Source organism: Cellulomonas sp. B6 (assembly GCF_001462455.1).
Lineage (GTDB): Bacteria > Actinomycetota > Actinomycetes > Actinomycetales > Cellulomonadaceae > Cellulomonas.
In genome coordinates, this window is the sequence record NZ_LNTD01000032.1 from 1 (window position 1) to 23,989 (window position 23,989).

At 74.8% G+C, this 23,989-nt stretch carries 28 protein-coding genes; 8 read left to right on the forward strand and 20 right to left on the reverse strand.

Annotated features, from left to right (window positions below; genetic code table 11):
* Nucleotides 1-496: 496 nt before the first annotated feature.
* Complete coding sequence (locus tag ATM99_RS01985) at nt 497-1,006, forward strand: hypothetical protein (RefSeq protein WP_150118070.1); 510 nt, start codon at nt 497-499, stop codon at nt 1,004-1,006.
* 54 nt (nt 1,007-1,060) lie between these two features.
* Here the strand turns inward: ATM99_RS01985 and ATM99_RS18500 are convergent, their stop codons facing one another.
* The 3 genes from ATM99_RS18500 to ATM99_RS01995 all read right to left on the reverse strand — a co-directional run bounded on the left by ATM99_RS18500 (nt 1,061) and on the right by ATM99_RS01995 (nt 3,702).
* Nucleotides 1,061-1,204: a recombinase family protein gene (locus ATM99_RS18500; RefSeq protein WP_255356782.1), complete on the reverse strand. Its 144-nt coding sequence runs from the start codon at nt 1,202-1,204 to the stop codon at nt 1,061-1,063.
* Nucleotides 1,205-1,459: 255 nt separating this feature from the next.
* Entirely contained in the window at nt 1,460-1,906 is a 447-nt protein-coding gene (locus ATM99_RS18505; RefSeq protein WP_062101279.1) for a Fic family protein, read from the reverse strand.
* Nucleotides 1,907-2,175: 269 nt separating this feature from the next.
* The gene (locus ATM99_RS01995) at nt 2,176-3,702 is read right to left on the reverse strand and encodes an alpha-N-arabinofuranosidase (RefSeq protein ID WP_062101280.1); all 1,527 of its coding nucleotides are present in this window, start codon (nt 3,700-3,702) and stop codon (nt 2,176-2,178) included.
* 157 nt (nt 3,703-3,859) lie between these two features.
* Here ATM99_RS01995 and ATM99_RS02000 point away from each other — a divergent pair, with 157 nt between their 5' ends.
* Both ATM99_RS02000 and ATM99_RS19845 read left to right on the forward strand, forming a co-directional pair.
* Nucleotides 3,860-4,873 (forward strand): LacI family DNA-binding transcriptional regulator, encoded by a 1,014-nt coding sequence (locus tag ATM99_RS02000; RefSeq protein ID WP_062101300.1) that lies wholly within the window; start codon nt 3,860-3,862, stop codon nt 4,871-4,873.
* A gap of 320 nt (nt 4,874-5,193) precedes the next feature.
* Nucleotides 5,194-6,759 carry a cellulose binding domain-containing protein gene (locus tag ATM99_RS19845; protein ID WP_304438264.1) on the forward strand — a complete coding sequence of 522 codons (1,566 nt, stop codon included), beginning with the start codon at nt 5,194-5,196 and terminating at the stop codon, nt 6,757-6,759.
* Between the two features lie 72 nt (nt 6,760-6,831).
* Here ATM99_RS19845 and ATM99_RS02010 read toward each other — a convergent pair whose 3' ends face one another.
* The 12 genes from ATM99_RS02010 to ATM99_RS02065 form a co-directional block, all read right to left on the reverse strand.
* The gene (locus tag ATM99_RS02010; protein ID WP_062101281.1) at nt 6,832-7,620 is read right to left on the reverse strand and encodes a hypothetical protein; all 789 of its coding nucleotides are present in this window, start codon (nt 7,618-7,620) and stop codon (nt 6,832-6,834) included.
* Nucleotides 7,617-8,192 (reverse strand): RNA polymerase sigma factor, encoded by a 576-nt coding sequence (locus ATM99_RS02015; RefSeq protein WP_062101282.1) that lies wholly within the window; start codon nt 8,190-8,192, stop codon nt 7,617-7,619. The genes ATM99_RS02010 and ATM99_RS02015 overlap by 4 nt, the downstream gene beginning before the upstream one ends.
* A 133-nt stretch (nt 8,193-8,325) precedes the next feature.
* Nucleotides 8,326-9,078, reverse strand: a complete 753-nt coding sequence (locus tag ATM99_RS02020; RefSeq protein WP_062101283.1) for an HAD-IIB family hydrolase — start codon at nt 9,076-9,078, stop codon at nt 8,326-8,328.
* 237 nt (nt 9,079-9,315) lie between these two features.
* On the reverse strand, nt 9,316-10,752 hold the full coding sequence (locus ATM99_RS02025; protein ID WP_062101284.1) for a LamG-like jellyroll fold domain-containing protein: 1,437 nt from the start codon (nt 10,750-10,752) through the stop codon (nt 9,316-9,318).
* A gap of 178 nt (nt 10,753-10,930) precedes the next feature.
* Complete coding sequence (locus ATM99_RS02030; protein WP_062101285.1) at nt 10,931-11,692, reverse strand: zf-HC2 domain-containing protein; 762 nt, start codon at nt 11,690-11,692, stop codon at nt 10,931-10,933.
* The gene (locus ATM99_RS02035) at nt 11,689-12,192 is read right to left on the reverse strand and encodes a sigma-70 family RNA polymerase sigma factor (protein ID WP_062101286.1); all 504 of its coding nucleotides are present in this window, start codon (nt 12,190-12,192) and stop codon (nt 11,689-11,691) included. Before ATM99_RS02035 ends, ATM99_RS02030 begins: the two co-directional genes overlap by 4 nt.
* A gap of 43 nt (nt 12,193-12,235) precedes the next feature.
* A complete protein-coding gene (locus ATM99_RS02040; protein WP_062101287.1) occupies nt 12,236-12,904 on the reverse strand; it encodes a YceI family protein in 669 nt (222 codons plus the stop codon).
* A 118-nt stretch (nt 12,905-13,022) separates the two neighbouring features.
* Nucleotides 13,023-13,256 (reverse strand): helix-turn-helix transcriptional regulator, encoded by a 234-nt coding sequence (locus ATM99_RS02045; RefSeq protein ID WP_062101288.1) that lies wholly within the window; start codon nt 13,254-13,256, stop codon nt 13,023-13,025.
* Entirely contained in the window at nt 13,256-13,909 is a 654-nt protein-coding gene (locus ATM99_RS02050) for a hypothetical protein (RefSeq protein WP_150118071.1), read from the reverse strand. Before ATM99_RS02050 ends, ATM99_RS02045 begins: the two co-directional genes overlap by 1 nt.
* A 100-nt stretch (nt 13,910-14,009) precedes the next feature.
* Nucleotides 14,010-14,510, reverse strand: coding sequence for a GNAT family N-acetyltransferase (locus tag ATM99_RS02055; RefSeq protein ID WP_062101290.1), 501 nt, complete (start codon nt 14,508-14,510; stop codon nt 14,010-14,012).
* A gap of 43 nt (nt 14,511-14,553) precedes the next feature.
* Nucleotides 14,554-15,021, reverse strand: a complete 468-nt coding sequence (locus ATM99_RS02060; RefSeq protein ID WP_062101302.1) for a hypothetical protein — start codon at nt 15,019-15,021, stop codon at nt 14,554-14,556.
* A gap of 111 nt (nt 15,022-15,132) precedes the next feature.
* Entirely contained in the window at nt 15,133-15,834 is a 702-nt protein-coding gene (locus ATM99_RS02065; RefSeq protein ID WP_223304765.1) for an NADPH-dependent F420 reductase, read from the reverse strand.
* Nucleotides 15,835-15,887: 53 nt separating this feature from the next.
* On the opposite strand from ATM99_RS02065, the gene ATM99_RS02070 reads away from it, so the two are divergent.
* Nucleotides 15,888-16,925: a family 43 glycosylhydrolase gene (locus ATM99_RS02070; protein WP_062101292.1), complete on the forward strand. Its 1,038-nt coding sequence runs from the start codon at nt 15,888-15,890 to the stop codon at nt 16,923-16,925.
* Between the two features lie 47 nt (nt 16,926-16,972).
* Here the strand turns inward: ATM99_RS02070 and ATM99_RS02075 are convergent, their stop codons facing one another.
* Nucleotides 16,973-17,380, reverse strand: a complete 408-nt coding sequence (locus ATM99_RS02075; protein ID WP_062101293.1) for an SRPBCC family protein — start codon at nt 17,378-17,380, stop codon at nt 16,973-16,975.
* Nucleotides 17,381-17,605: 225 nt separating this feature from the next.
* Here ATM99_RS02075 and ATM99_RS02080 point away from each other — a divergent pair, with 225 nt between their 5' ends.
* The gene (locus tag ATM99_RS02080) at nt 17,606-18,646 is read left to right on the forward strand and encodes a LacI family DNA-binding transcriptional regulator (protein WP_062101294.1); all 1,041 of its coding nucleotides are present in this window, start codon (nt 17,606-17,608) and stop codon (nt 18,644-18,646) included.
* Between the two features lie 18 nt (nt 18,647-18,664).
* Here the strand turns inward: ATM99_RS02080 and ATM99_RS02085 are convergent, their stop codons facing one another.
* Nucleotides 18,665-19,462, reverse strand: coding sequence for a hypothetical protein (locus tag ATM99_RS02085; RefSeq protein WP_150118072.1), 798 nt, complete (start codon nt 19,460-19,462; stop codon nt 18,665-18,667).
* A 208-nt stretch (nt 19,463-19,670) separates the two neighbouring features.
* Between ATM99_RS02085 and ATM99_RS02090 the strand changes: the two genes are divergently transcribed.
* Nucleotides 19,671-20,291 carry a VanZ family protein gene (locus ATM99_RS02090; RefSeq protein WP_190278746.1) on the forward strand — a complete coding sequence of 207 codons (621 nt, stop codon included), beginning with the start codon at nt 19,671-19,673 and terminating at the stop codon, nt 20,289-20,291.
* 99 nt (nt 20,292-20,390) lie between these two features.
* On the opposite strand, the gene ATM99_RS02095 is transcribed toward ATM99_RS02090, so the two are convergent.
* The gene (locus tag ATM99_RS02095) at nt 20,391-20,624 is read right to left on the reverse strand and encodes a hypothetical protein (RefSeq protein ID WP_062101297.1); all 234 of its coding nucleotides are present in this window, start codon (nt 20,622-20,624) and stop codon (nt 20,391-20,393) included.
* A 130-nt stretch (nt 20,625-20,754) separates the two neighbouring features.
* Here ATM99_RS02095 and ATM99_RS02100 point away from each other — a divergent pair, with 130 nt between their 5' ends.
* Nucleotides 20,755-20,940, forward strand: a complete 186-nt coding sequence (locus tag ATM99_RS02100) for a hypothetical protein (protein WP_062101298.1) — start codon at nt 20,755-20,757, stop codon at nt 20,938-20,940.
* Between the two features lie 39 nt (nt 20,941-20,979).
* Here the strand turns inward: ATM99_RS02100 and ATM99_RS02105 are convergent, their stop codons facing one another.
* Together ATM99_RS02105 and ATM99_RS02110 are read right to left on the reverse strand one after the other, a co-directional pair.
* Nucleotides 20,980-21,822 (reverse strand): SMP-30/gluconolactonase/LRE family protein, encoded by an 843-nt coding sequence (locus ATM99_RS02105; protein WP_190278747.1) that lies wholly within the window; start codon nt 21,820-21,822, stop codon nt 20,980-20,982.
* 112 nt (nt 21,823-21,934) lie between these two features.
* The gene (locus ATM99_RS02110) at nt 21,935-22,627 is read right to left on the reverse strand and encodes a hypothetical protein (RefSeq protein WP_062101299.1); all 693 of its coding nucleotides are present in this window, start codon (nt 22,625-22,627) and stop codon (nt 21,935-21,937) included.
* 306 nt (nt 22,628-22,933) lie between these two features.
* On the opposite strand from ATM99_RS02110, the gene ATM99_RS02115 reads away from it, so the two are divergent.
* Nucleotides 22,934-23,989: endo-1,4-beta-xylanase (locus tag ATM99_RS02115; RefSeq protein ID WP_062101304.1), on the forward strand; the 1,056-nt coding region annotated here is incomplete at its 3' end.

The window sequence follows — 23,989 nt, forward strand, 5'->3', positions numbered from 1 at the left end:
CCACCTGTTCCCCACCCACCGCCGCCACGCCCAGGACGCCGAACGCGGACCTCTGCCGGTCATGGAGCTGGAGACCCGGGACAAGCCCGCGTCCGGCTGTGCCGGGCGGTCCAGCCAGCACGATCGCTCGTCGCTGCGCCCTGACTGCGGGGTGCTCGGAGCGGGTCTCGTCTAGCAACGCACGGTGCAGCGCGTCGCGTGCCGCCGTGGCGCGCTGGACGCACCACCTCCATGGAAGCCGGGGCGGTTCAGTCTTCCTGATCCCACACCTTGGCCCTCACCCCGCTGCATACCACCAGTGGGTTCTGGACAACATGCGCAAGGCGTCACGCGACGCCGGCACAGACGTGGAAGGGTTCAAGCGGCTGTTCACCGAGCGTGTCGTCGACGTCGTGAAGGCGGACCCAACCATCGTGAGAAAGGCCTACTGGGAGTGCTACCCGACAGACCCGGCACCGACTCCGACCCCCCGCCCGACTTCCACGTCCTGACGCCTTTGCAGTCGAAGAAGCTCGCCGATACGGCGATCGACATCGACTGGCAGTTCCTTGATCGGCTCGTCTTCGAGCCGGGCCTGGTGCAAGACCCGCCCCAGCTTGCGTGGTCGTGGCCGTTGGACGGTCCTGCAGAGGACTGGATCGGAACGGCCGACATGACGCGGTTGGTTTCTCCAGCGGTGCGCGAGGTGCTCGACGCGCACCTCGGGGGGGCGGATCGCATCCAGTGGCTCGACGCGACGGTCCAGATGCCCGACGGCAGCGCGCTGCCGTACTTCGTCATGCACTTCCCCGACTGGCACGACGACCTCTACGACGAGGCTTCGACCACCTGGGGGCCGGGTGGACTGCCCATCCGTTGGGTGCTGTCTCGGGCCAAGTTGAAAGATCACCGGGTGTTCGCGCTGCCGAACCTGAGCAAGATCGTCATCGTCTCGGGTGACGTCGTCGACGCGCTGAAAGACGCCGGGCTGACAGGGATCGCAGTCACGCCCGCTCGAGTCGCCTGATCGCGGCCGCCACGTTGCGGACCGAGCATGCAGCCGACGCTCGAGTGCAGGGCATCAGCCACACGGACGTCTCTCGCTGCCGGCGATCCGGTCCCGGCGCCGCACGAGCAGGGTGTCCCCTGGGCGCAGGTAGTCGAGGCGCGCGAGCCACTGCGGGCGGTCCTTCACCCGGCTCGACTCGCCCTGGTCTACGAACACCCGCGCCGCGCCGGCGGCGCGCAGCTCGGCCTCCTGCGCGGCGGGGTCTGGTCGTGACGGGACACGCGCGCGTAGCCCACGACGTTCGTCATCGCCCCTCTCCTCGTCCTGTCGAGTACCCGACGCCCGGTGAAGAGCGGTACGGGCGGGCGGTGTCGTACGGCGTGCTCGCGCCGGGGGCCTTGGTGGCTGGCCGCGGGTAGCTCGCGCTCCCCAGTGACCGGGTCGATGACACGTCGTCGACTACCGACGGACTCAGCGCCGGGCGCTCGACCGCGACGTGCCGGACACCGGCACGAGCGAGTTCGGCACGGGCTCGTAGGCGAGCAGGTCGGGCCGGCTCAACATGGACGCCTGGTTCCACTGGTCCGGCGCGACACGCGAGAAGTCGAGCGTGAAGCGCGACTGCTCGGCCACCTCCTCCATGAACACCTTTGACGTGCGCCCGTTGCCCTCCCGGAACGGGTGCGCCTGGTTCAGGTAGGCGAACACCGTGGCAGCCCGCTCCCCGAACTGCTCGCGATCCAACTTGCGCCACGCCGTGTCGGCGACGAGGCGATGCACGTCGCCCAGGTAGCGCTCGACCTCTCCGCCGCGGAACTCCGCGAAGCCGCGGCCGACCCACTTGAACATCTCGACCGTGCGGTACTCCCCCGCCCACGCGTAGACGTCCTGGAAAAGGGGCCGGTGGATCGCGCGCACGTGCGCCGCGTCGTACGTCGCACACAGCCCGTGGCGGACTTGCTCAGGGGCGACACGTCGAGGGAGGGGTAGATGTGGCGCGCCAGGCGCGCGACGGTTGCGACGGTGTCGGCGTCGACGCTGTCGGCCAGGGCGGCCCACGCGTGGCGGCCGCCGACCGGGCAGGACTCGGGCACGACAGCGGACGCGCCGACCTCGCCCGGAAGCCGGCGAGCAGCGCACCGTCGCGCTCGCCGGCTTCCGCAGCCTGACGCCCGAGGGGGTGGGTGTCAGGCGAGCGTGAGCGACAGCGTCACGTAGGAGTGCGCGGGCACCTCGACCTCGAGGCCGCGCGCGTGCGGGCGGGCGCCCGCGAACGCCGTCGGCGCGACCGCGTCGGGCTGGTCGGGCGTGTTGTGCGCGTGCAGCGTCCCCGCGGTGAGCACGCGGCCCGCCACGTCGGTGACCTCACGGCCGCGCAGGTCGAGCACGAGCGTCGTCGGGGTCTCGGCGTCCATGTTCGACAGCGACACGAGCGCCGTGCCGTCCTTGGTCGACGCGGACACCGACAGGGTCGCGAGCGCGGAGCCGTCGACCGTGCGCGTGGGCAGGTCGCCCTTGAACCGGACGTCGAGCGAGCCGGCGTCGTGGTGGCCCGTGTTCATCTCGAACACGTGGTACGTCGGCGTGAGCACGAGCGCACCCGAGTCGGGGTCGGTGAGGATCATCGCCTGCAGCACGTTGACGGTCTGCGCGATGTTCGCCATCGAGATGCGGCGCGCGTACCGGTGGAACGTGTCGAAGTGCGTCGAGGCGACGAGCGCGTCCCGCAGCGTGTTCTGCTGGTACAGGAACCCCGGGTTGGTGCCCTCCTCGACGTTCCACCACGTGCCCCACTCGTCGACGACGAGGCCGATGCGCGCGTCGGGGTCGTAGGCGTCCATGACGTTGGCGTGCCCGCGCACGAGCTCCTCGATGCGGCGCGCGCGCTTCATCGTGAGGTACCACTCGTCGGTCGTGAACGACGTCGCGGCGCCCTTGTCGGCCCAGTCGCCGCTCATCGTGTAGTAGTGCATCGACACGTGCTGGAAGAAGCCGCGCGGGTCGCAGCCGCAGCCCAGCTTGGCCGAGACCTTCATGAGCGCCTCGGTCCACGCGTAGTCGTCGGCGTTGGCGCCCGCGGCGATCTTGTCGACCGTGTTGCCGCCGTGGTTGCGGATGTACGTCGCGTACTGGCGCGCGAGGTCGGTGTAGTGCTCGGCGGACATGTTGCCGCCGCAGCCCCACGGCTCGTTGCCGATGCCGAAGAACGGGACCTTCCAGGGCTCGTCGCGCCCGTTCGCGCGGCGCAGGGACGACATGGGCGAGTCGTCGCCGCGCGTGAGGTACTCGACCCACTCGCTCATCTCGCGCACGGTGCCCGAGCCGACGTTGCCGTTGACGTACGGCTCGGCGCCGAGCAGCTCGCACAGGTCCATGAACTCGTGCGTGCCGAAGGAGTTGTCCTCGACGACGTCGCCCCAGTGGCTGTTGACCATGCGCGGCCGCTGGTCGCGCGGGCCGATGCCGTCGCGCCAGTGGTAGTCGTCCGCGAAGCACCCGCCCGGCCAGCGCAGGTTGGGGATCGAGATCGCACGCAGCGCGTCGACGACGTCCGAGCGGATGCCGCGGACGTTCGGGATCGGCGAGTCCTCGCCGACCCAGAAGCCGCCGTAGATGCAGCGGCCCAGGTGCTCGGCGAAGTGGCCGTAGACGTGGCGGCTGATCGTGGCGCCGGGCAGGTCGAGGTCGATGACGGCGGTCAGCTGGTCGGACACGGGGCTCCTCGGGTGGTCGGTGCGGTGCGCCGACGCGCGTGCCGCCCGGCCCTCGGGCCGGTTTATCGATACACGCCGTCGTGCAGGGTCGAATATGCTCGGTCGCGCGCCGCACGTCAAGGAGCGGCGCGCCGCCCGACGACGCGAGGAGGGGTCCATGCGACCCGCTGGCGCCCCGACGCTCAAGGACGTCGCGCGCGCCGCCGGCGTCTCGGTCATGACCGTCTCGAACGTCGTCAACGACCGGCCGCGCGTCGGGCCCGAGACCCGCGCCCGCGTGCTCGACGCCATCGCGGACCTCGGCTACGAGGTCAACCTCACCGCACGCCGCCTGCGCGCCGGCCGCTCCGGCACGGTCGCGTTCGTCGTGCCGCGCGTCGACCACCCGTACTTCGGCCAGCTCGGCGCGCAACTCACCACCGCGCTGCGCGCGAGCGACCGGCACCTCGTCATCGAGCAGACCAACGCCAGCAAGGAGGGCGAGCTCGGCGCGCTGTCCCAGGCCCGGCTCCAGATGTACGACGGCGTGCTGCTGTCCGTCGTCGGCCTCGCGCCGGACGACGTCGACCGCCTGCAGACCCAGCTCCCCCTGGTGCTGCTGGGCGAGCGCCCCATGCCGCCACGGTTCGACCACGTCATGCTCGGCAACGTCGAGGGCGCGCGCCTCGCCACCGCGCACCTGCTCGCGCGCGGCGCGCGGCGCGTCGCGATCGTCGGCGGCACGCTCGACGACGACCCCGGCGTCTCCGGCTCCCGCACCCAGGGCTGGCGCGAGGCCCACGCCGCGGCCGGCGTCCCCGTCGACGAGCGGCTCGTGCTGCCCGCGCCGTGGCTCGAGGCCGCGCAGGGCCGGCAGGCCGTCGACGACGCGCTCGCCCGGGGTCTCGACCTCGACGGCGTCTTCGCGGTCACGGACCAGGTCGCGATCGGCGCGATGGCCGCGCTGCAGGACCACGGCCGCACGATCCCCGGCGACGTGCAGGTCGTCGGGTTCGACGCGCTCGCGCTCGGTGAGCACGTGTGGCCCGGGCTGACGACCGTCGACCCGCACCACGAGCTGCTCGTCGAGCACGCCGTGCGCCTGCTCGACCTGCGCACCGCGGGCGAGGCCGCGCCGCCCGAGCAGATCGTGCTGCCCGTGAGCCTGCTGGAGCGCGGCACGACCCGCTGAGGAACACCCCGACGCGCGTGCGGCTGCGGCGGGGACCCGTACGGCAGCGGGACCGCTCGCCGGCCGGGACGCCGGAGGCCCGCTACCCGGTGCGCCGACCCCGGCGAGCGGACCCCCGTGCCGGACGGGCGACCGCGCCCGCGACCACCGGCGGTATGCGGCGTTGCGGCGTCCCAGCCGCCGGAACGCCGCACACCGTGCCGCGGCCCGCGTGGTCGGTGCGTCGAATCGCTTCACCCGGTGCGGACGCGACGCGCGGGACGGTAGCAAGACGGGGTCGCCCGGTCCCGTGCGACCCGGTCCGTCGAGAGGATCCCCGCGTGCGCCCGTCGCGTGCCACCGTCGTCACCGCCGCGGTCGCGGCCTGCGTCGCCCTGCTGCCCGTCGCCGCGGCCGCCGCCCCCGGTGCCGCACCCCCGCTCGCACCGTCCGGCACCGCCGCGGCGACCTCGCTCGACGACACCGTCCGCACCGCCGGTCGCGTGCTCCCCGTCGCCGGCACGTGGCAGCACGCGTGGCCCGGCGTGTACTTCGAGGGCCGGTTCCGCGGCACGGGCGTCGGCATCGTGCTGGACGACGCGACGGGCGACTACGACGTGCAGGTCGACGGCCGCACGGTCGAGACGCTCGTGGCGCCCGGCGCGACGACGCACGTGGTCGACGGCCTGCCCGCCGGCGAGCACGACGTGCGCGTCGTCAAGCGCAGCGAGGCCCCGTGGGCGACCAGCACGTTCGGCGGGTTCGTACCGCACGACGGCAGCGTCGTGCTGCCCGCGCCCGCACCGCGCGAACTGCAGATCGAGTACGTCGGAGACTCGTACACCGTGGGGTACGGCAACACGTCGAGCAGCCGCACCTGCACGGGCGACCAGCTGACCCGCACGACCAACGCGGACCTCAGCTTCGGCGCGCTGACGGCCCGCGCGCTGGGCGCGGACTACCAGCTCAACGCGTTCTCGGGGCGCGGCATGGTGCGCAACTACGCCGGATCCGACGCGGGCACGAGCTACCGCACGTACTACGACCGCGTGCTGCCGTTCGTCCCGGGCACCTCCGGCGGGCCGGCCACCGGGTGGGACCCCGACGCGGTCGTCATCGGCCTGGGCATCAACGACTTCTCGACAGCGCTCGGATCGGGCGAGGCCTGGGCGACGCCCGCCGCGCTGCGCGAGGCGTGGGTCGCGGCGTACCACGGGTTCCTCGACGACCTGCGCGACCGCTACGGCGACGACACCTGGCTCGTCGTCTCCGCGACGTCCGTGCACACCGGCACCGACCTGAAGGACCTCGCGCAGCGCGTCGTGGACGAGCGGCGGGCGGCCGGCGACGACCGCGTCGTGTCCTGGTACTACGGCAGCGAGGGCCTCGACTACGGCGGCTGCGACTGGCACCCGTCCGTCCGCGACCACCAGGTGATCGCGGCGCAGCTCACCGACGTCCTCGAGGGCCTGGGCCTCGGCGGCGGGGCGACGCCCACGCCGACGGCCTCCCCCACGCCGACTCCGACCACCTCACCCACGCCGACGCCCACCGCGACCCCGACGCCGACGCCGACCACCTCACCCACGCCCACCCCCACGGCCTCGCCGGCGGCAGCGTGCCGTGCGGCCCTCACGGTCGGCAGCACGTGGCCCGGCGGCTACCAGGCGACGGTCGACGTGACCGCCGGGACCGCCCCGCTCACGCGCTGGACGACGACGTTCACGCTGCCGGGCGGCGGTGCCGTGACGCAGTCGTGGTCGGCCGCGGTGACGGCCACGGGCTCGACGGTCACGGCGTCGAACGCCGCCTGGAACGGGGCGCTCGCGGCAGGCGGGTCGACCAGCTTCGGGTTCATCGGGACGGGCACACCCCCGACGTCCGGTCCGGTGCCCTGCACCGCGTGAGCCGTCCCGGCCCGTGTGAAGGGTTGCTGCCGTCTCGCGGCAGCAACCCTTCACGGCGAGCGTCCGGGCAGGTCAGAGCCGTACCGTCACCGTCCCCGTCGAGCCGTCGGCGTACGTGACGTCGAGCTCGACGCCCCGCGCGTTGGCGTCCCGCAGCTCGTCCCCCGGGAACCACAGCACGAACCGGCCGTCGCGCACGCTCGCGTCGACGTCCCCGACGCTCGCGGTCCGCAGCCGCACGCCCGTGACCTCGTCACCGACGCTCCCGGCGACGAGCGACAGGTCGCCTGCCGACGTCGAGCCCGTGCCCAGGTCGGTCACGACGACCCCGCGCGCGGACGGCGCCGGGATGGCGGCGACGCCCGCCGAGCCGAACATCGAGTCGAACAGCCCCGCGGACCCGTCGTCGACGCAGAGGCCTCCGAACCCGCCGTCGCCCGCGAGCACGACCGTGGTCCAGGTGCCGCGCTGCTCCGCGACCGCGACCGACGCGCCCGCGAGCGCGTCGGCGTCGGCGGGTGCGATCGACCGGGCGAGCGCGTCGCGGCACGCCTCTCCGGCGTCGGCGCGCTGCACGACGGTCGGCTCGGTGGGGGTCGCGCTCCACGTCGCGTACGCGGCGTCGCCGCCGCCCACGAGCGACGGGGCGACCACGGCGCCCGCGGCGAGGGCGGTCACGGCGCCGGCGGCGAGCACGAGCCGCCGCGCGCGGGGCCGCGCGGTGCGGACGTCGGGCCGGGCGTCCGGGTCGGTCTGCACGATGCGCTGCAGCGCGGCACGGGCGCGCGGCGAACGGGGGTCGACGTGCGGGTCGGCGACGTCGAGCGTGCGCAGCAGGGTGTCGGTGTCGGTGCGGTTCACGGTGCGGGGGTCCTCTCGCGCGGTGCGGACGCCGGTGGCGTCGTCGCGGGCGGTGCCGTCGGTGACGACGACGCGGGCAGGTGGTCGAGGTGGGCGCGCAGCGCACGGCGCGCGCGGGACAGGCGCAGGCGGTACGCCACGGCCGAGATGCCGAGCACGCGCGCGGCGCGGGGTGCGTCGAGGCCGTCGAGGACGGTCAAGGCGAGCGTCTCCTGGTGCGCGGCCGACAGCCGCTGCCAGGCACGCCCCAGGTCCACCCGGTGCGCGACGAGGTCGGCGTCCTCGTCGGTGACGAGCGGCGGCCCCACCTGCGCGACGCGCACGGTGAGCGCGGTGCGCCGCTCGGCGCCACGGCGGTGGTTGAGCATGACGTGCCGGGCGATGCCGAACAGCCACGCGCGGGCGTCGTCGGGATCGGCGGGAAGCTCGTCGAGGCGGCGCCACGCGACGAGGAACGCGTCGGCCGCGACGTCCTCGGCGTGCGTGCCGGCACGGCGCTGTGCGAACCGGACGACGTCGCCGTACGCACGTTCGTAGAGGTCGACGAACACGGGGGCTCGGGGGTGGCTCATGCTGCGTTCCTGTCCGGCACGGGCGCGGGTGTGTCGCCGTGCCCCCAGGATCCCCCGGCGGTCGGCCGGCACGCGTGAGGGGGCGTCGCCGACGTGCGGCGACGCCCCCTCACGGACGCGGTGGAGGTGCGGGTCAGGCGAACGCCTCGGGCAGCGCGGCGCGCACCTTGGACGGCGTGTCCTCCCAGCCCTCGACGGCGACGCACGGCACGCCGGTCGAGATGACGGGGTAGTCGTTGCCGCCCTCGTCGAGCCGGTCGCCGAAGAACACGGCCTGCGTCGGCTCGAGGTGCAGACGCGCGAGCAGCCGGTTGACGCCGTACGCCTTGTCGATGCCCTTGCGGGTGATGTCGACGGACGTCGAGCCGCCCGAGCGGACCTCGAGGTCGGGGAGCTGCTCGGCGACGGCCGCCCGCAGCGTCTCCTTCTTGCGCCCGTCCGGGTCCCACGCGGCCTTGGCGTCGACCGGCGCCTCCTGCCCGAGCGCCGAGAACGTCACCTGGCTGCCGCGCAGCTCGATGCGGTCGCCCCAGGTGCGCTCCTCCCACAGGCCGAGCTCGCGCGCGGACGCCTCGACGGCCTGCGCGGCGCGCTGCGACTCGTCGTCGGTCAGCGGCTCGCTGTAGACCTCGGACCACTCGCCGCCGTCGTGCACGAGGTAGCGCGTGCCGCACGTCGGCAGCACGTGCAGCCGCGCGAGGGCCGCGGTGTCGTCGATCGACGACAGCAGCTGGGAGTCGAACTGCTCGAAGCGGCCACCCGAGATGATGCCGACCTGCGCGACGCGCGTGAGCGCGACGATCATGTCCACGATCTCGGGGTGCACCTTGCTCTTCGACGGTGCGAGGGTGTCGTCGAGGTCGAACAGGGCGAGCTCGTAGGTCATCGGTCCTCCGTGGTGCGGGCGGTGTCCACCGGCGTGGACCCGCGGTGCGGCCGGCGCGGGTGGTGCGGGGCGCGTGGCTGCCGGACCGGACCGGACCGTCCTCGCGACTGCCACACGGTACCCGGTGCCCCGACGCGCCGGGCAGGACGCCGGACGTGACGGTCGGCGCCGTCCGCGCCCGGCGGCCCCGCCGGGAGGGCGGCGACCGCCGGGTCACGGCGTGACGCGGGCGGCAGGTCAGGCGCCGCCGCGGGTGCAGAGCACGCGCTCGCGCGTCACGTCGACCGCGGCGCCCCACGTGTGGACCGCGCTCACGGCGCCCCGCCACGGTGACGCGTCGTCAGGCGCGCCGCCGACCCGGAACGACCCCGACGCGGCGGGCGCCGACGCGAGATCGACAGGGGTGCCCGTCTGGGGGGCCATGGGGCCCGGCTCGTCGGCCGTGCCGATCTCGCAGACGTCGACGCGGACGGTCCCGCCGGCCGCGTCGCGGACGCCGAACACGCCGTACCAGGACCCGGGGGTCACGGTGGCCGCGGCGGTCGCGACCGCCGCGCCGCCCGCGGCGTCCTGCACGGCGAACGTCCAGCAGGGTGCGGCGCCGTCGGCGCACGCGGTGATGCTCGTGCCGAGCGTGAACGCACCGGTGGCGAGGCCGCCCTGGCTGAGGACCGTGCCGGGCGTCGTGCCGTCGGCCCGCACGAACGCGGCGACCGTGAAGCTGCCGCTGGTGTCCACGACGGGGCCCGGTGCGACGGCGCCGTCGCCGTCCTCGTCGAGCAGCAGCGCGCGGTCCTCGTCGAGCCAGCCGAGGTCGGCGAGCAGGCCACCGGTCCACGCGGTCGACGGCGTCAGCGTGAGATCGGGGCCGCCGAGCGCGTCGGCGGCGGTGCTGCCCTCCCCCTCGTCGAGGAGCCACCGCGCGTTGCCGACGGGGGCGCTGGTCGCGGACGCGACCGTGAACCGGTAGAGCCGCTCGGGCCCGACGTTGCCCGCACGGTCCACCGCGGCGGCGACGAGCGCGACCGGTCCGGCCGTGGTCGGCGTGAACGTCACCGTCGCGGCCGTCGTGCCCGGCTCGACCGCGACCGTGGCCTGACCGCCGTCGAACCCGTACCGGAACGCCACGACGTCCGCGTCGGACGCCGCGAGCCGGAACGCACCGGCGACCCCCACGCCCCCGGAGGTCGCGTCCTCGCCGTACACGGCACCCGCGCCGGGCACCGCCGTGACCGTGGTCGCGCCCGGCGCGGTCACGTCCACGACGACGCGGCACCGCACGGTCGGGCTCTTGCGGCCACGTGCGTCCTTGGCCTGCACGCGCCACTCGTAGGTCCGGCCGTCGACGAGCAGGCCCGCGGGGACCTCGACGGCGTGCTCGGCGCCCGAGGCCTGCGGGGCCGTGGCGGGCGGTGCCCAGAGCTTGCGCCCGTTCCTGCCGTCGCGCAGCGTGAACGTCGCGCGGACGGCGTCGCCGTCCGGGTCGGTCAGGGTCGCGCGCAGCGTCGGGGTCGGCGAGCCGACCACCGGCAGCGCCGCGCCAGTCGCGCACGCCGCACCCGGTGGGCTCGTGGTGAGCGCCGCCGGGCGGTCCGGCGCGTGGTTGCGGCCGTGGGCCTGCGCGGACCCGGGGACGAGCGCGAGACCGACCGTCAGCGCGGTGACGGCGACCACGCGCAAGGCGGCTGCGTGACGAGGGAACGGCACGGGACCCCTGCTCTCCGCACCGTCGTGTTCCGCCGGCGCTCGCCGGTCGTCGCGGTGCGATCCGGACGCTAGCGGAGGCTGCGGCCGGGCGTGGGCCGTTCGGCACGCGCATTCCCGTCGGCAGCGCGAGCGCGCCCCTGGCGCGTCAGACCTCGCCCTCCGCGAGCGGCCGGTCCATGCCCACGACGCCCAGCTCGACGCGCGCGATGCCGTCGAGCGGCAGCGCCGACGACGCGCCCAGACCCGACGCCTCGCGCTCGCCCGTGCTGGTCCACGTGGCGACGACGGTCCGCTCGCCGTCCTGCCCGACGAGCACCATCTCGTAGACGCCCACGGGCAGCGCGGCCGCCTCGTACGCGCACGACCAGTCCAGGCGCGTCCCCCAGCGTGCGGGCACGAGCGTGAGATCCGCCGTGACGCCCGAGCCGGCGACCGGGGTCAGGGCGACCGTGCGCGCGTCGGCGGCGACCACCGGGGGTCGGGTCGTGGACGCCGACGTCACCGCGGACCCGGCGACCCCGCCCAGCACGACCAGCGCCGCGGCCGCCCCCACGAGCGCGAGCCGACGACGGGCGCGACGGTGCCGGGCCGCCGCGGCGAGACGCGCGAGCGGCACGACCTGCGCACCCGCGCCGTCGTCGTCCACGGCGGGCGAGGCGTCGTCGTCCACGGCGGACGACCCACCGGCCCCGGGGGCAGCGGGCGTCCCGGCCGGCTCGCCGGGCAGCGCGAGCGCGACGTCCGACGGCACCATCGCGAGCAGCCCGGGCACGCCGGCGAGCTCGCCGACGGCCGTGCGGCACTCCGCGCACCCGGCGAGGTGCGCCTCGAAGTCACGCCGCTCGGCGGGCGCGAGCGCGCCCAGCACGTACGCGGCGTCCCACTCCCGGTACGGGTCGGCGGTCATGACGTCACTCCCCTCTCCTGCAGCGCCAGCCGCAGCGCGCGCAGCCCGTAGTGCAGCCGCGACTTCACGGTGCCGGGCGGCACGCCGTGCTCGGCGGCGAGCTCGGCGACCGACCGGCCGCCGTAGTACGCGCCGACGACGACCGCGCGGTGGTCGTCGGACAGCGCGCCGAGCGCGTCGGCGACGAGCCACCGGTCGAGCGCCTCCTGCGTGCCGTCGGCCGTCGCGGCGTCCGGCACGGCGTCGGTGGGCAGCTCGCGCCGCCGGGCCGCCGACCGTGCGTCGTCGACGACGAGGTTGCGCGCGACGGTGAACAACCAGGCCCGCACCGACGCCTCGGGCCGGGTCAGCACATCGGGGTGCCGCCACGCGCGCAGGAGCGTCTCCTGCACGACGTCCTGCGCGCGGGCGGCGTCGGTGAGGCGCGCGACGTACCGGTGCAGCGCGTCGGCGTGCGCGTCGTGCACGGCGCGCAACAGCTCGTCGGCGTCCGGCGTCACGTCACCCCTCCCCTCGTCGGTCGTGCCTGCTGACGGGTGGCCGTCAGGACTGCGCGAGGCGCAGGTCGAACTCCACGGCGCCGGTCTTCTCGACCGTCACGAAGCCCAGGTCAGGCGCCTCGACGCCGAAGTCTGCGAAGGTGATCGGCACCGAGCCGACCACCTGCACGGTGTCACCGCTGGCCGCGACCTGCGCGTCGACGGTCACCTGCTTCTTCTCGCCGCGGATCGTCAGGTCGCCCGTGAGCGTCGCCGACGTGACGCCGTCACCCAGCGCGACCGGCTCGGTGAGCGTGAACGTCGCGGTCGGGAACGTGCCGGTCTGCAGCGCGGTGTCGCGGAAGTAGGAGTCGCGCGGCGGCTCGTCGGTCGCGATGCTCGCCATGTCGACGTCGACGTCCGCGTCGGTGAGGCTGCCGTCGGCGACCGTGACGGTGCCGGTGACCTTCTCGGTGCGGCCCGTGACGGTGACGTCCTTGCCCTGCAGCACCTCCTCGACCCGGTAGCCCGCGAACGAGCCCTCGCCGACGGTCCAGGTGCCGTCGGTCGCGGTCACCGGGTCGGCGGCGGCGCTCACCGCGATCGTCGGCGCCGCGTCGGCGTTGCTGTTGACCCAGTCCGCGTACAGGCCGGGCCCGACCGCGAGCGCGACGCCCCCGAGCACCACGACCCCGACGCCCACGCCGGCCCACACCTTCGTCCGCTTCTGCATGTCCCTCACCTCTCTCGCCCCCGCGGCCCGTCCGGCCCCTCCACCCCCTACGACGAGACGGCGGGCCGGTCGGTTCACCGCGTGCGCGAACTTCTCGGCCGGCGAGTGCGGTGCGTCCTCAGCGGGCGCGCGTGAGCAGGTCGCCGACGTCGCACCCGAGCGCGTCGCAGATGGCGGCGAGCGTCGAGAAGCGCACGGCCTGCGCGCGGTCGTTCTTCAGCACGGACAGGTTGACGACGCTGACGCCGACGATCTCGCTGAGCGCCGCGAGGGTCATGCCGCGCTCGGCCAGGAGGACGTCGAGCCGGCAGAGGATCTCGGCGTCCTGCGCGTCGGCGGCCTTGCGGGGCATCAGACGAGCCGCTCGGTGTCGCGCTGCATGCGGCCTCCCAGGGCGAACACGACGCCGAGCACGCACAGCAGCGTCCCGACGCCGAGGGCGGACAGCAGGATCTCGGTGCTGGCCGCCAGCCCCTCGTACGATCCGCCGTCCGTCGCCCCGGACGTCACGCCGTCACCCAGGAGGGCGATCACCCTGCTTCCCAGGCGCCCGTCGAGCACGTCGGCGACGACGTCGCTCACCACGAGGAGGAGCCCGGCCGTGATGAGCGCGACGGGCGCGCTGCGCGCGAACGGGCGGCCGCGCAGGGTGACGGCGCAGAGCAGGACGAGCACCGCGCACACGGCGACGACGCCGAGGGACCGCGCGACGCGCACCGCGAGGGCGAGCCGCACGACGTCCTGCGGCGGGACGACGAGCTCGAGGCTCACACCCGAGTACCACGCGCGCCCGACGTGGTCGACGCCCTCGAGGAACGGCGGTGTGCTCGCGTTGCCGAGGTGCAGGTCGGTGACGGTGAGGCGGTCGAGCGTCGGCAGGGCCGTCGCGGACCGCACGAGCAGCACGACCACGAGCAGCCCGAGGAGCGCGGCGGCCGCGCCGACGACCACGAGCGCGACGCGAGCGGCGGTGCGGGGGCGGACGGGTGCGCTGGTCTGGGACATCGGTGACTCCATGACGTTGGTCGTTATTAACGAGAAACGTTATGGCTGTCGACGTGCCCGACACAAGGGCCCAGCTCGACGCGTGCGGCGGACCGGACCCTCAGGCCTCGGTCCGCGGCACCGGTCGCTGCATCAGCACGACCGCGAACCCGGGCCGGTCCGTCTCGGCGAGAGCCTCGAAGCCCCAGGACCGGTAGACGTCGTCGAGGTGCGGGTTGGACGCGCGGTGGTCGAGCCGCAGCCACGGCACGCCCGCGTCGCGCGCGCGGCCGTGCGCCCACTCGACGAGCGCGCGCCCCAGCCCGGCGCCGCTCGCGCGCCGCGCGACCATCAGCCCGTGCAGGTAGAGCGCGGGCGTGTCATCCTCGCCCCAGAACTCGGGGTCGGTGTCGAGCACGCGCAGCGTGCCGCGCAGGCCGTCGGCGTCCCGCACGACCCACCACTCGCCGCGCGCCACCTGGGCGGCGATGCGCTCGGCGGGCAGCGAGCCGACGGGCCACTGGTCGATGGCGCGGTCCGCCATCCAGTCCTCGAGGGTGCGACGCAGCGCGTGGATGGCAGGTGCGTCGGCGGGGGCGGCGGGCTCGGGTCGCAGGTCCACGACCTCCGACCCTAAGCCCGGCACCGCCCGCGCGGCGGTGCGCTCAGCCGCAGGTGTCGCACACGCCCGTGGCGGGCAGGGTCATGAAGCACGTGGGGCACACGGGGGCCGGCGCCTCCTCCGGCGTGGCGGCACGTCGGGTGCTCGGCGCGGCGGCGGCGCGCGGTGCGCGGGGTGCCCGCGGGGCCTTGGGCGCGGCGGCCCGGGCCGACGTGCGCGCCGCGGGGGCGCCGCCCGGCTGGGTCACGTCGAACCCGCGCTTGCGCAGGATCCCCGCGGCGATCGCGAGCGCACCGGCGATGTCGTCCGCGGTCGCGATGCGCCCGGTCGCGAACCGGTGCGCGACGCCGACGACGGCGGGCAGGTCGTACGACCGCCCCTCGTGCTGGATGCTCCACGCACCCTGGGAGGCGAAGCCGTAGACGGCGAGGAAGGAGTCCTCACCGCGCTGGTCGTACTCCTCGATCGCCTGGAGGACGTGCTGACGGGACAGGGAGGAGAGGGTCGCCACGAGGTCCAAGGGTACGTCGGGCGTCGCACGCCACCCCCGCCGGGAGGCCCGGTGTGACGACCGTCGCGCCCGCGGGCGGCGGGGCTACCACCGTCCGCGGGCGCGGGGACGTCAGATGGTCCGGGGTGCCCGGGCGAGGTTGGCGACGAGCTCGTCGCGGTCCTGCCGCACGACGTACGCGGGCCGGTCGCGCTCGACGCGCCACGACTCGCTCAGCGGCGAGACGTCGACCGCGTCGAACCCGAGCGCGTCGTACAGCGCGACGACGTGCTCGACGGCCTCGGGGTGGTCGCTCGACGTCGCGAGCGCACGCCGCTGCGGCGCCCCGGCGGGGAAGCCGTCGGTCGTGATGTCGGCGGCCATGATGTGGTTGAACGCCTTGACGACCTTCGACGTCGGCAGGTGCTCCTGGAGCATGCCGGACACCGTGGTCTCGCCGCGGTCGAGGGCCTCGATGCGGCCGTCGCGCTCCCAGTAGTAGTTGTTGGTGTCGAGCACGATCTTGCCGGCGAGCGGCTCGACGGGGATCGTCGGGATCGCCTGCAGCGGCACGGTGACGACCGCGACGTCGGCGGCCTCGGCGGCCTCCTGCGCGGTGCCGGCGCGGGCGCGCGGCCCGAGCTCGGCGACGAGCTCCGTGAGGGTGTGCGGCCCCCGGGAGTTCGCGATGACGACGTCGTGGCCCTGGCCGATGACGGCGCGGGCGACCTGGCTGCCGATGTGTCCGGCCCCGATGATTCCGTAGGTGGTCATTGTCGCCACAACCGACGGGGGCGCGGACGTGTTCCTCCGATCGGATCTACAACGTTGCAGAAGACGCGCACCGACGGCTACGGTCGACGCAGCCCTACAACGTTGGAGAAGTCGTGACGCTCATCCCGAACCCGATCGTCCTGCAGCGCGCCGACCCGTGCGTCCTGCGCCACGACGGGCAGTACTACTTCACCGGCTCCCACCCCGCCTACGACCGCGTGGTGCTGCGCCGCGCCGAGCGGCTGGCGGACCTGCAGGCCGCCGACGAGGTGACGATCTGGGAGCGCCACGCCGACGGGCCGCAGTCGCACCTGATCTGGGCGCCCGAGCTCCACCGCGTCGGCGACGCCTGGTACGTCTACTACGCCGCCGCACCGGACGCGGGCGTCCGCGCCGACGCCCCCGGTGCCGCCGAGACGTTCAACCACCGCGTCTACGTGCTCGAGAACCGCAGCGCCGACCCGTTCGCGCCCACGTGGGTCGAGCGCGGCCAGGTCGACACCGGCTGGGAGTCGTTCGCGCTCGACGCGACCTCGTTCGTGCTCGACGGCACGCAGTACCTGGTCTGGGCGCAGCAGGACGTCACGATCCGCGGGAACTCCAACCTGTACATCGCCCCCATGGCGAACCCGTGGACGCTCGCCGGCCCGGCCGTGCTGCTCACGTGCCCCGAGCACGACTGGGAGACCGCCGGGTTCTGGGTCAACGAGGGCCCGTCGGTCCTGGTCCGCGAGGGCCGCGTGCTGCTCACGTACTCCGGCGCCGCGACCGGCCCCGAGTACGCGATGGGCCTGCTCGCGGCCTCGACGGACGCCGACCTCCTCGACCCCGCGTCGTGGACCAAGAGCCCCGACCCCGTGTTCGTCAGCCACCCCGACCACCACCAGTACGGCCCGGGCCACAACTCGTTCACGACGACCCCCGACGGCGACGTCGTGCTCGTCTACCACGCCCGCACGTACACGCAGATCGACGGCGACCCGCTGTGGGACCCCAACCGCCACGCGCGCGCCCAGGTCCTGCCGTTCGACGCCGACGGCAACCCCCTGTGGGGCGTGCCCGTCCCCGACGACCGCCCCGTGCCCACGACGACCGACGTGCTCCCGCCGTCCGGGCTGCTCGACGTCTCCCCCGACGGCGCGGCCGCCTGACGTCACCGCGGCGGACGAGGTGCACCGGCGGCGTTGGACGTGACGACCTAGGCGGGCTCGCCACCCTCGACGAGGTCGCGCAGCCGGTCCAGGTCGGCCTGCATCAGCCCAGCGTCGCGGGCGACCTCGTCGGGCGTCATGCCGTCGGTGCGCAGCATGAGCACGACCTCGCACGCGTCCTCGCCGTCGGGCACGACCCGCAGCGGCACGTGGACGCGTTCGCCCGTGGGGGTGTCGACCACGTGGTCGAGCACGCCGAGGTCGTTGCGCGGCGCGAACGTCACGCGGGCGCGTCCCGCCGGGGTGCTGACGAACCACGCGCCGTCGACGTGCTCGACCTCCTCGCCGAGGCCGTGCGCCCAGCGCGGCAGCGTGCGCGGGTCGGCGACGAACGCGTAGACCTCCGCGGCGGGGCGAGCCACGCGCGTGCTCACGAACACGGTCGTCGTCGTCATGCGTCGAGCGTGGCACGGAGCGGCGGCGTGCGCGACGACGGCGGGCGGCCTCCCCCGAGCGCACGATCCCCACATCCGTAATACTTTCGCAAGTATTTCGCTCGCCCTCGTCACGCGCGCCCCCGGGGCTTTGCCAGCGCAGACCCGTTCCTCTCCCGCCGCGTCGTCGTTTGCGGTGCACCATGCTGCACCGCTAGGGTCGAAACAATTTCGCAGGAGGCAGGCATGGCGGGCAGAGCACCCCGGGGACGCATCACCCTCGACGACGTCGCGGCACGCGCGGGCGTCTCGAAGGGCACCGTCTCCAAGACCCTCAACGGCCGCAGCGACGTCGCCGAGGACACCCGACGGCGCGTGCAGGAGGCGGTCGCCGCCCTCGGCTACCGGCCCAGCACCGAACCGCCCTCCGCGGCCCGGCGCGGTGCGCTCGCCGCCGTGCTCGACAACCTCGAGTCGCCCTACATCTCGCACGTCCTGCAGGGCGTGCTCGCGGCCGCCGACGCCGCGGGCACCGACCTGCTGGTGCGCGTCGCGCCCGAGCGCCCGGCCCGCGAGACCCCCGACGTCGCCCGGGCCTGGGTGCGCGCGCAGGTCGACACGGGCGTCGTCGGGGTCGTCGGCCTCACGCTCGGCGGCTCGCACGCGCTGCTGGCCGCCGCCGCCGAGGCCGATCTGCCGTTCGTCATGGTCGACCCCGTCGGCGTCCGCGACGACTCGGTCGTGAGCATCGGCGCCACCAACTGGGAGGGCGGCCGTACCGCCACCGCGCACCTGCTGGGCCTCGGGCACCGGCGCATCGCGTGGGTCGGCGGCCCCGCCGCGTCGGCCGCGTCGCGCGAGCGGTTCCACGGCTACGCCGCGGCGCTCGACCAGGCGGGCGTCGAGGTGGACCGCACCCTCGTGCGGGAGGTGCCGTTCACGGTCGAGGCCGGGTACCGCTGCGGGCTCGACCTGCTCGCCGCCGAGCACCCGCCCACCGGCGTCGTGTGCGGCGACGACGAGATCGCGGTCGGCGTGCTCGCCGCGGCCCGCGAGCGCGGCGTGCCCGTGCCCGCGCGGCTCAGCGTCGTCGGGTTCGACGACACGCCCCAGGCCACGTGGACGACCCCGCAGCTCACGACCGTGCACCAGCCGCTCACCGGCATGGGCCGCATGGCCGTCGAGACCGTGCTCGCGCTGGCCGCGGGCACGCAGCCCGTGTCACGGCAGGTGCAGCTCGTCACGACGCTCGTCGAGCGCGGGTCCACCGGCCCCGCCGGCGCGTGAGCGCGGCACGACCCCGCGTCAGCGGTGGACGATCGGCTCGTCCGCCGCGAGGTCGACCAGCAGGTTCTCGTCGTCGCCCACCCACAGGCCGCCCAGGCGGTGCACCTCGAGGTACCACGGCGACGCGGTGCGGCTGCCCATGCCGAACGGGTCCATGAACGTGCCGCCCAGGTGCGTGGAGGAGAACCGCTCGAAGCAGTCGTCGACCTTGACGTACCCGTCGTCGCCGTCCTCGGGCCAGTCCACGGGCACACGGCCGGCGTTCGGGTCGTCGCGCTCCACCAGGTAGAGGTCGCCGAACAGCCCGAACCGCTCGCGCGCCGGCGGGTCGACGTGCTCGGTCTCGTCGACCACCGGGTTGAGGCGCGGCCGCGCGGTGCGCGGCCCCTCGAGCTCGGCGCGCGTGAGCAGCACGGCCGCGTAGAAGCACCCCGTGTCCTGGTCGCACAGCACGTGCGCGTGCGGGTGCGGCCGCGAACGCGCGACGTCCTGCCAGAACGGGTCGGTCGGCGCCGGGTCCGCGAGCGCCTCCGCGACGAACGCGGGCGGCGGGAGGAACCCGGTCTCGTCGACCCACTCGAACACCGAGACCGCCACCAGGTCGGGGCTGCGGCGGCGGTAGCCGGGCGGCAGCTCGAGCGTCGCGCAGTGGATCATCGGCTGGCGGGTGCGCGGCGAGCGGGGCCACGTGGCGGGGTCGATCGCAGGGCCCTCGGGCCCCGCCCAGCCGGCCGGCACGGGCGCGGGCCCGTCGGGGCGGTGGGCGTGGGCGCGGTCCGCGCCCACGACGACGTCGTACGCACGGGCTCCCTGCACGTCCGCCATGCTGACACGCGCTGACGGCACGCCACGGGCGGCGTCACCCGTCGACGCGCAGATCCACCCGCGACTTCACTCGAACGCGCGGACTCATCCCTGCGACCTACCCCGGGCGCCAGGGTCCCGACCTCGGGCTGATCCGCCCGCGCGGGGTCGGCTCCTAGCCTCGGAGGGACGGCGAGGCGCCGGTCGCGACGAGGGGTGGGTGAGCAGTTCCGTGTGGTCCGAGGTGCTGTGGCAGCAGACCCCCGACGCGCCCGCAGGGCTCGCGCTGACCGTGCTGGTCGTCGCGGCGGCGACCCTGCCGCTCGCGCGGCGCCTGCGCGTGCCGCCGCTGGACGTCGCGGCGTGGCTCACCGCCCTGGGCGTCGTGCTCTCGTTGACCCTCACGCCGCGACCGGTCACGTCGGCCGCGGACGGCGTGTGCGCCCTCGGGGACTGGTCGCCCGTCGGGGTGGGCAACCTCCTCGCGTTCGACCAGCGCGCCGCGAACGTCGCGCTGCTGGTCCCGCTCGCGCTGCTGTCGGGGCTCGTGCGTGACCGGCGGCTCGCCCGCGCCGCGCTCCTGACGACGGCCGCGCTGCCGCTGCTCGTCGAGGCGGTGCAGGCGGTCGTGCCCGCGCTCGGGCGGGTGTGCGACTCGACCGACCTGGTCGACAACCTCACGGGCGTCGCGGTCGGCGCGGGGATAGGCCTGCTGGTGCGCGCCGGGCGGGCGTCCGGGCGGTGGGCGCGGCTCGGCACGACCGGGACCACGCCCGGCGGCGACCTCACCGCCCCCGACGCCGGGCACCGCGCGGACGAGCGGGTCCGCGCGGGGCTCTGACCCAGCCCGGCGCCGGTGACCTGCGCGGATCGCAGCACCGGGCTCCCGAGGTCAGGGCGGGTGGGGACGTCGGTCGACCGTGCGTCGGTCGACCCTGCGTCAGGCGAGCGGCACGCGCGCGTCGGCGGGGCCACCGGGAGCCGCACCCGCCGTCGTGACCGTCGGCGACGGGTCGGCCGGTGCGGGCCGCTCGGGGCCGGTCCCCCGGACGAGCACCAGGTAGCCGACCACCGCCAGCACCACCATGAGGACGATCACCGCCCGAGGCAGCGTCGGCGAGCTGCCGGGTGCGCCCCCCTCGGGAGGTGACAGGTGCAGCGTGGACCTGGCCATCGTGCCTCCTCGGGTGACCGGCCGGCGGTCGCGTCACCGTACGGCGTGACCGCGCCCCGGCGCCACGCCTGCGAGAGCAGGAGGACCGGCCCGACGTGCCGCGTCGCCGCACGCGTGCGACGGTGGGCGCGTGAAGCGCATCCTCACCGTCGTCGTCCTGCTCGCCCTCGTCTGGCTGCTGCTGTCGGTCCTCGGGGCCGTCGTCAAGGGTCTGCTGTGGCTCACGGGGGTCGGGCTCGTGCTGCTCGCCCTCACGGTCGTCTACGGCTGGTGGAAGCTGCGCGGACGGTCGTCGGGCGGCGGCTCGACGGTCTGACCGCCGCAACGGCGGACGGCCGACCGACGGCGCGCGCGGTCAGCCGCCGTAGGGCAGGACGGGACGCCCCGGCACGTCGACGCGCACGCGGAACAGCGCGCCGGCCTCCGGCTCGGGGTCGTCCAGGTTCTCGCGCGACGTGGTCACGTAGAGGTCGCGCAGGTCGGGGCCGCCGAGGGTGCACGCGGTCGTGAGACGCACGGGCACCTCCACCTCAGCGAGCACGTCTCCCCGTGGCGAGAAGCACCGCACGAGGCCGTCGCCGTTGAACGCGACCCAGACGTTGCCCGCCGAGTCGACCGTCAGGCCGTCGGGGCTCGCGTCGCCGTGGTCGACGAACGGGCGCCGGTGCGTCAGGCGCCCGTCGACGACGTCGAACACGTCGGTGCGGCCGGTCGGGGTGTCGTCGTAGTACGCGAGCGTGCCGTCGGGCGAGACGTCGATGCCGTTGGAGATCGTCACGTCGTCGAGCACGACCTCGACGTCGCCGCCGGGCGCGATCCGGTAGAGGGTCGCCCCGCCGGGGGCCGCGTCGTACGGCATCGAGCCGGCGTACAGCACGCCCGCGGCGTCGCAGCCGCCCTCGTTCATGCGCACGCCCGGGTCGGACCACAGCTCCGGCAGGGGCGTCGGCAGCGCGTGAGGGGCGTCGGCGAGCCCGATCCCGCGCGCGAGCCCGATGACGTACCCGCCGCGCGTGCGCGGGCGCACGAACGCGGCGATCTCGCCGACGTGCAGCCGGTCGACCGTGCCGTCGTCGCGCAGGGTCAGCAGGTCGCCCGCGAGCAGGTCCACGAACCGCAGGCCGCCCCAGGTGGGTGACCAGCACGGGCCCTCGCCGTGGTAGGTGACGGCGTCGGTGACCTGCTCGGCTCGCAGCACGGGTGACTCCTCGGGGGTGGGTCGGGGCGCACCACGAGCCTCGGGGAGGGGCGCGGTGCGCGCACGTCGGGGACGGTCGGGCGGCGCAGGGACGCCTCGCGGTCGCGGTCGGTCAGTCGTCGACGAGCGGGTCGTGCACCGCGGGGGCGCACGCCCCGGGGTCGGGGAGGCAGGAGTCGTCGCGGTGGACGTGCGCCGTGGTGCTCGCCCTGACGGTGAGCCGGCCGTCGGCGTACCGGTCCAGGAGGTGGATCATGGACCCGTCGTCGTCGGTCGCGGTGAACGTGACGTCGTGCCGGACCGGTCGGTACTCGGGTGCGCCGATGGTCACCGTGTAGCCCCGAGGCTCGAGCACCTCGCGGAACACCCCGGCGAGGGAGTCGATCGTCGCCTCGTCGAGGTCCAGACCCTCGGTGCTGGTCCAGCTGCCGGGCGTCCAGCGCAGCACGGGGTAGCCGTCGACCAGCTGGTCGCCCGTGCCCTCCTGCCGGCGCTCGAACACCTCGGCGTCCGCCGTCGCCCAGGTGACTCCCGCGGTCTCGCCGACGCCGGCGAGCACGGCCCGGACGGCGTCAACGTGCGGGGGCAGCACGTCGGCCAGGGCCGGCCGCTCGCGCAGCTCGGCGGCCGAGGTGCGGGGCTCGGCGGGTCGGTCCCACCCGAGCAGCGCGGGCATCTGGGTCATCCACAGGTACGCGACGACGGGCACGAGCACGACGACCAGGAGGAAGACGGGGCGCGGGACGACCAGTCGCCGGCTGCCCCCGGTGCCGCGCCGCGTCGCCGCCGGGTGGCGTGCTGCCATGCGTCCTCCAGCCGTGAGTCGCCGAACGCGTCACGGTAGCGGACGGGCCGGCGGCGCCGTGACCGGCCCCGGCGTCCGACAGGTATCGGAGCGCGCGCCGCGGGGCGGGCGCCGCCACCGCGGCGGCCGCCGTCCGAGCACGCGCGGTCGCGCGCGGTCGGGTGGTCCGCACCTCGCACGATCGGGCGAAAGTTGCGGAACTGTAGCGTTTATGTTCGTTGACGCCTTTCGTCCCGGGTCGGACAGTGAGTCCCCCTGCCGGCCGGTTCACTGCTGATCCCGCGGCCGGCCGACCAAGGAGGAACGATGAGCAAGCTCCGACGTGGGAGCGGGCGCGGCGCACGATGTGCCGCCGCCGTCGCCGTCCTGACGCTCGTGGTGACCGGCGTGGCCGCCGGCAGCGCGCAGGCCGCAGGTTCGACGCTCCAGGCGGCCGCCGCCGAGAGCGGCCGGTACTTCGGCACCGCCATCGCGGCCGGCCGGCTCAACGACTCGACGTACTCGACCATCGCGAACCGCGAGTTCAACATGATCACGGCCGAGAACGAGATGAAGATGGACGCCACCGAGCCGAACCGGGGGCAGTTCAACTACACCCAGGGCGACCGGATCCTCAACTGGGCGCTGCAGAACGGCAAGCAGGTGCGCGGCCACGCGCTCGCATGGCACTCGCAGCAGCCGGGGTGGATGCAGAACATGGAGGGCAGCGACCTCCGGCAGGCGATGCTCAACCACGTGACCCAGGTCGCGACGCACTACAAGGGCAAGATCTACGCGTGGGACGTCGTCAACGAGGCGTTCCAGGACGGCTCGTCGGGCGCACGCCGGAACTCGAACCTGCAGCGCACCGGCAACGACTGGATCGAGGCCGCGTTCCGCGCCGCCCGCGCGGCCGACCCGGGCGCCAAGCTCTGCTACAACGACTACAACACCGACGACTGGACGCACGCCAAGACGCAGGCCGTCTACAACATGGTCAAGGACTTCAAGGCCCGCGGCGTGCCGATCGACTGCGTGGGCCTCCAGTCGCACTTCAACCCGCAGAGCCCCGTGCCGAACAACTACCAGACGACGCTCTCGAGCTTCGCGGCGCTCGGCGTGGACGTGCAGATCACCGAGCTCGACATCGAGGGCTCCGGATCGTCGCAGGCCGAGAACTACCGCAAGGTCGTCCAGGCGTGCCTCAACGTGTCGCGCTGCACCGGCATCACGGTGTGGGGCGTGCGCGACACCGACTCGTGGCGCTCGGGCGGCACGCCGCTGCTGTTCGACGGCTCGGGCAACAAGAAGGCCGCGTACACCAGCACGCTCAACACGCTGAACGCGGGCGGCACGGGCACGCCCACGCCGACCCCCACGCCG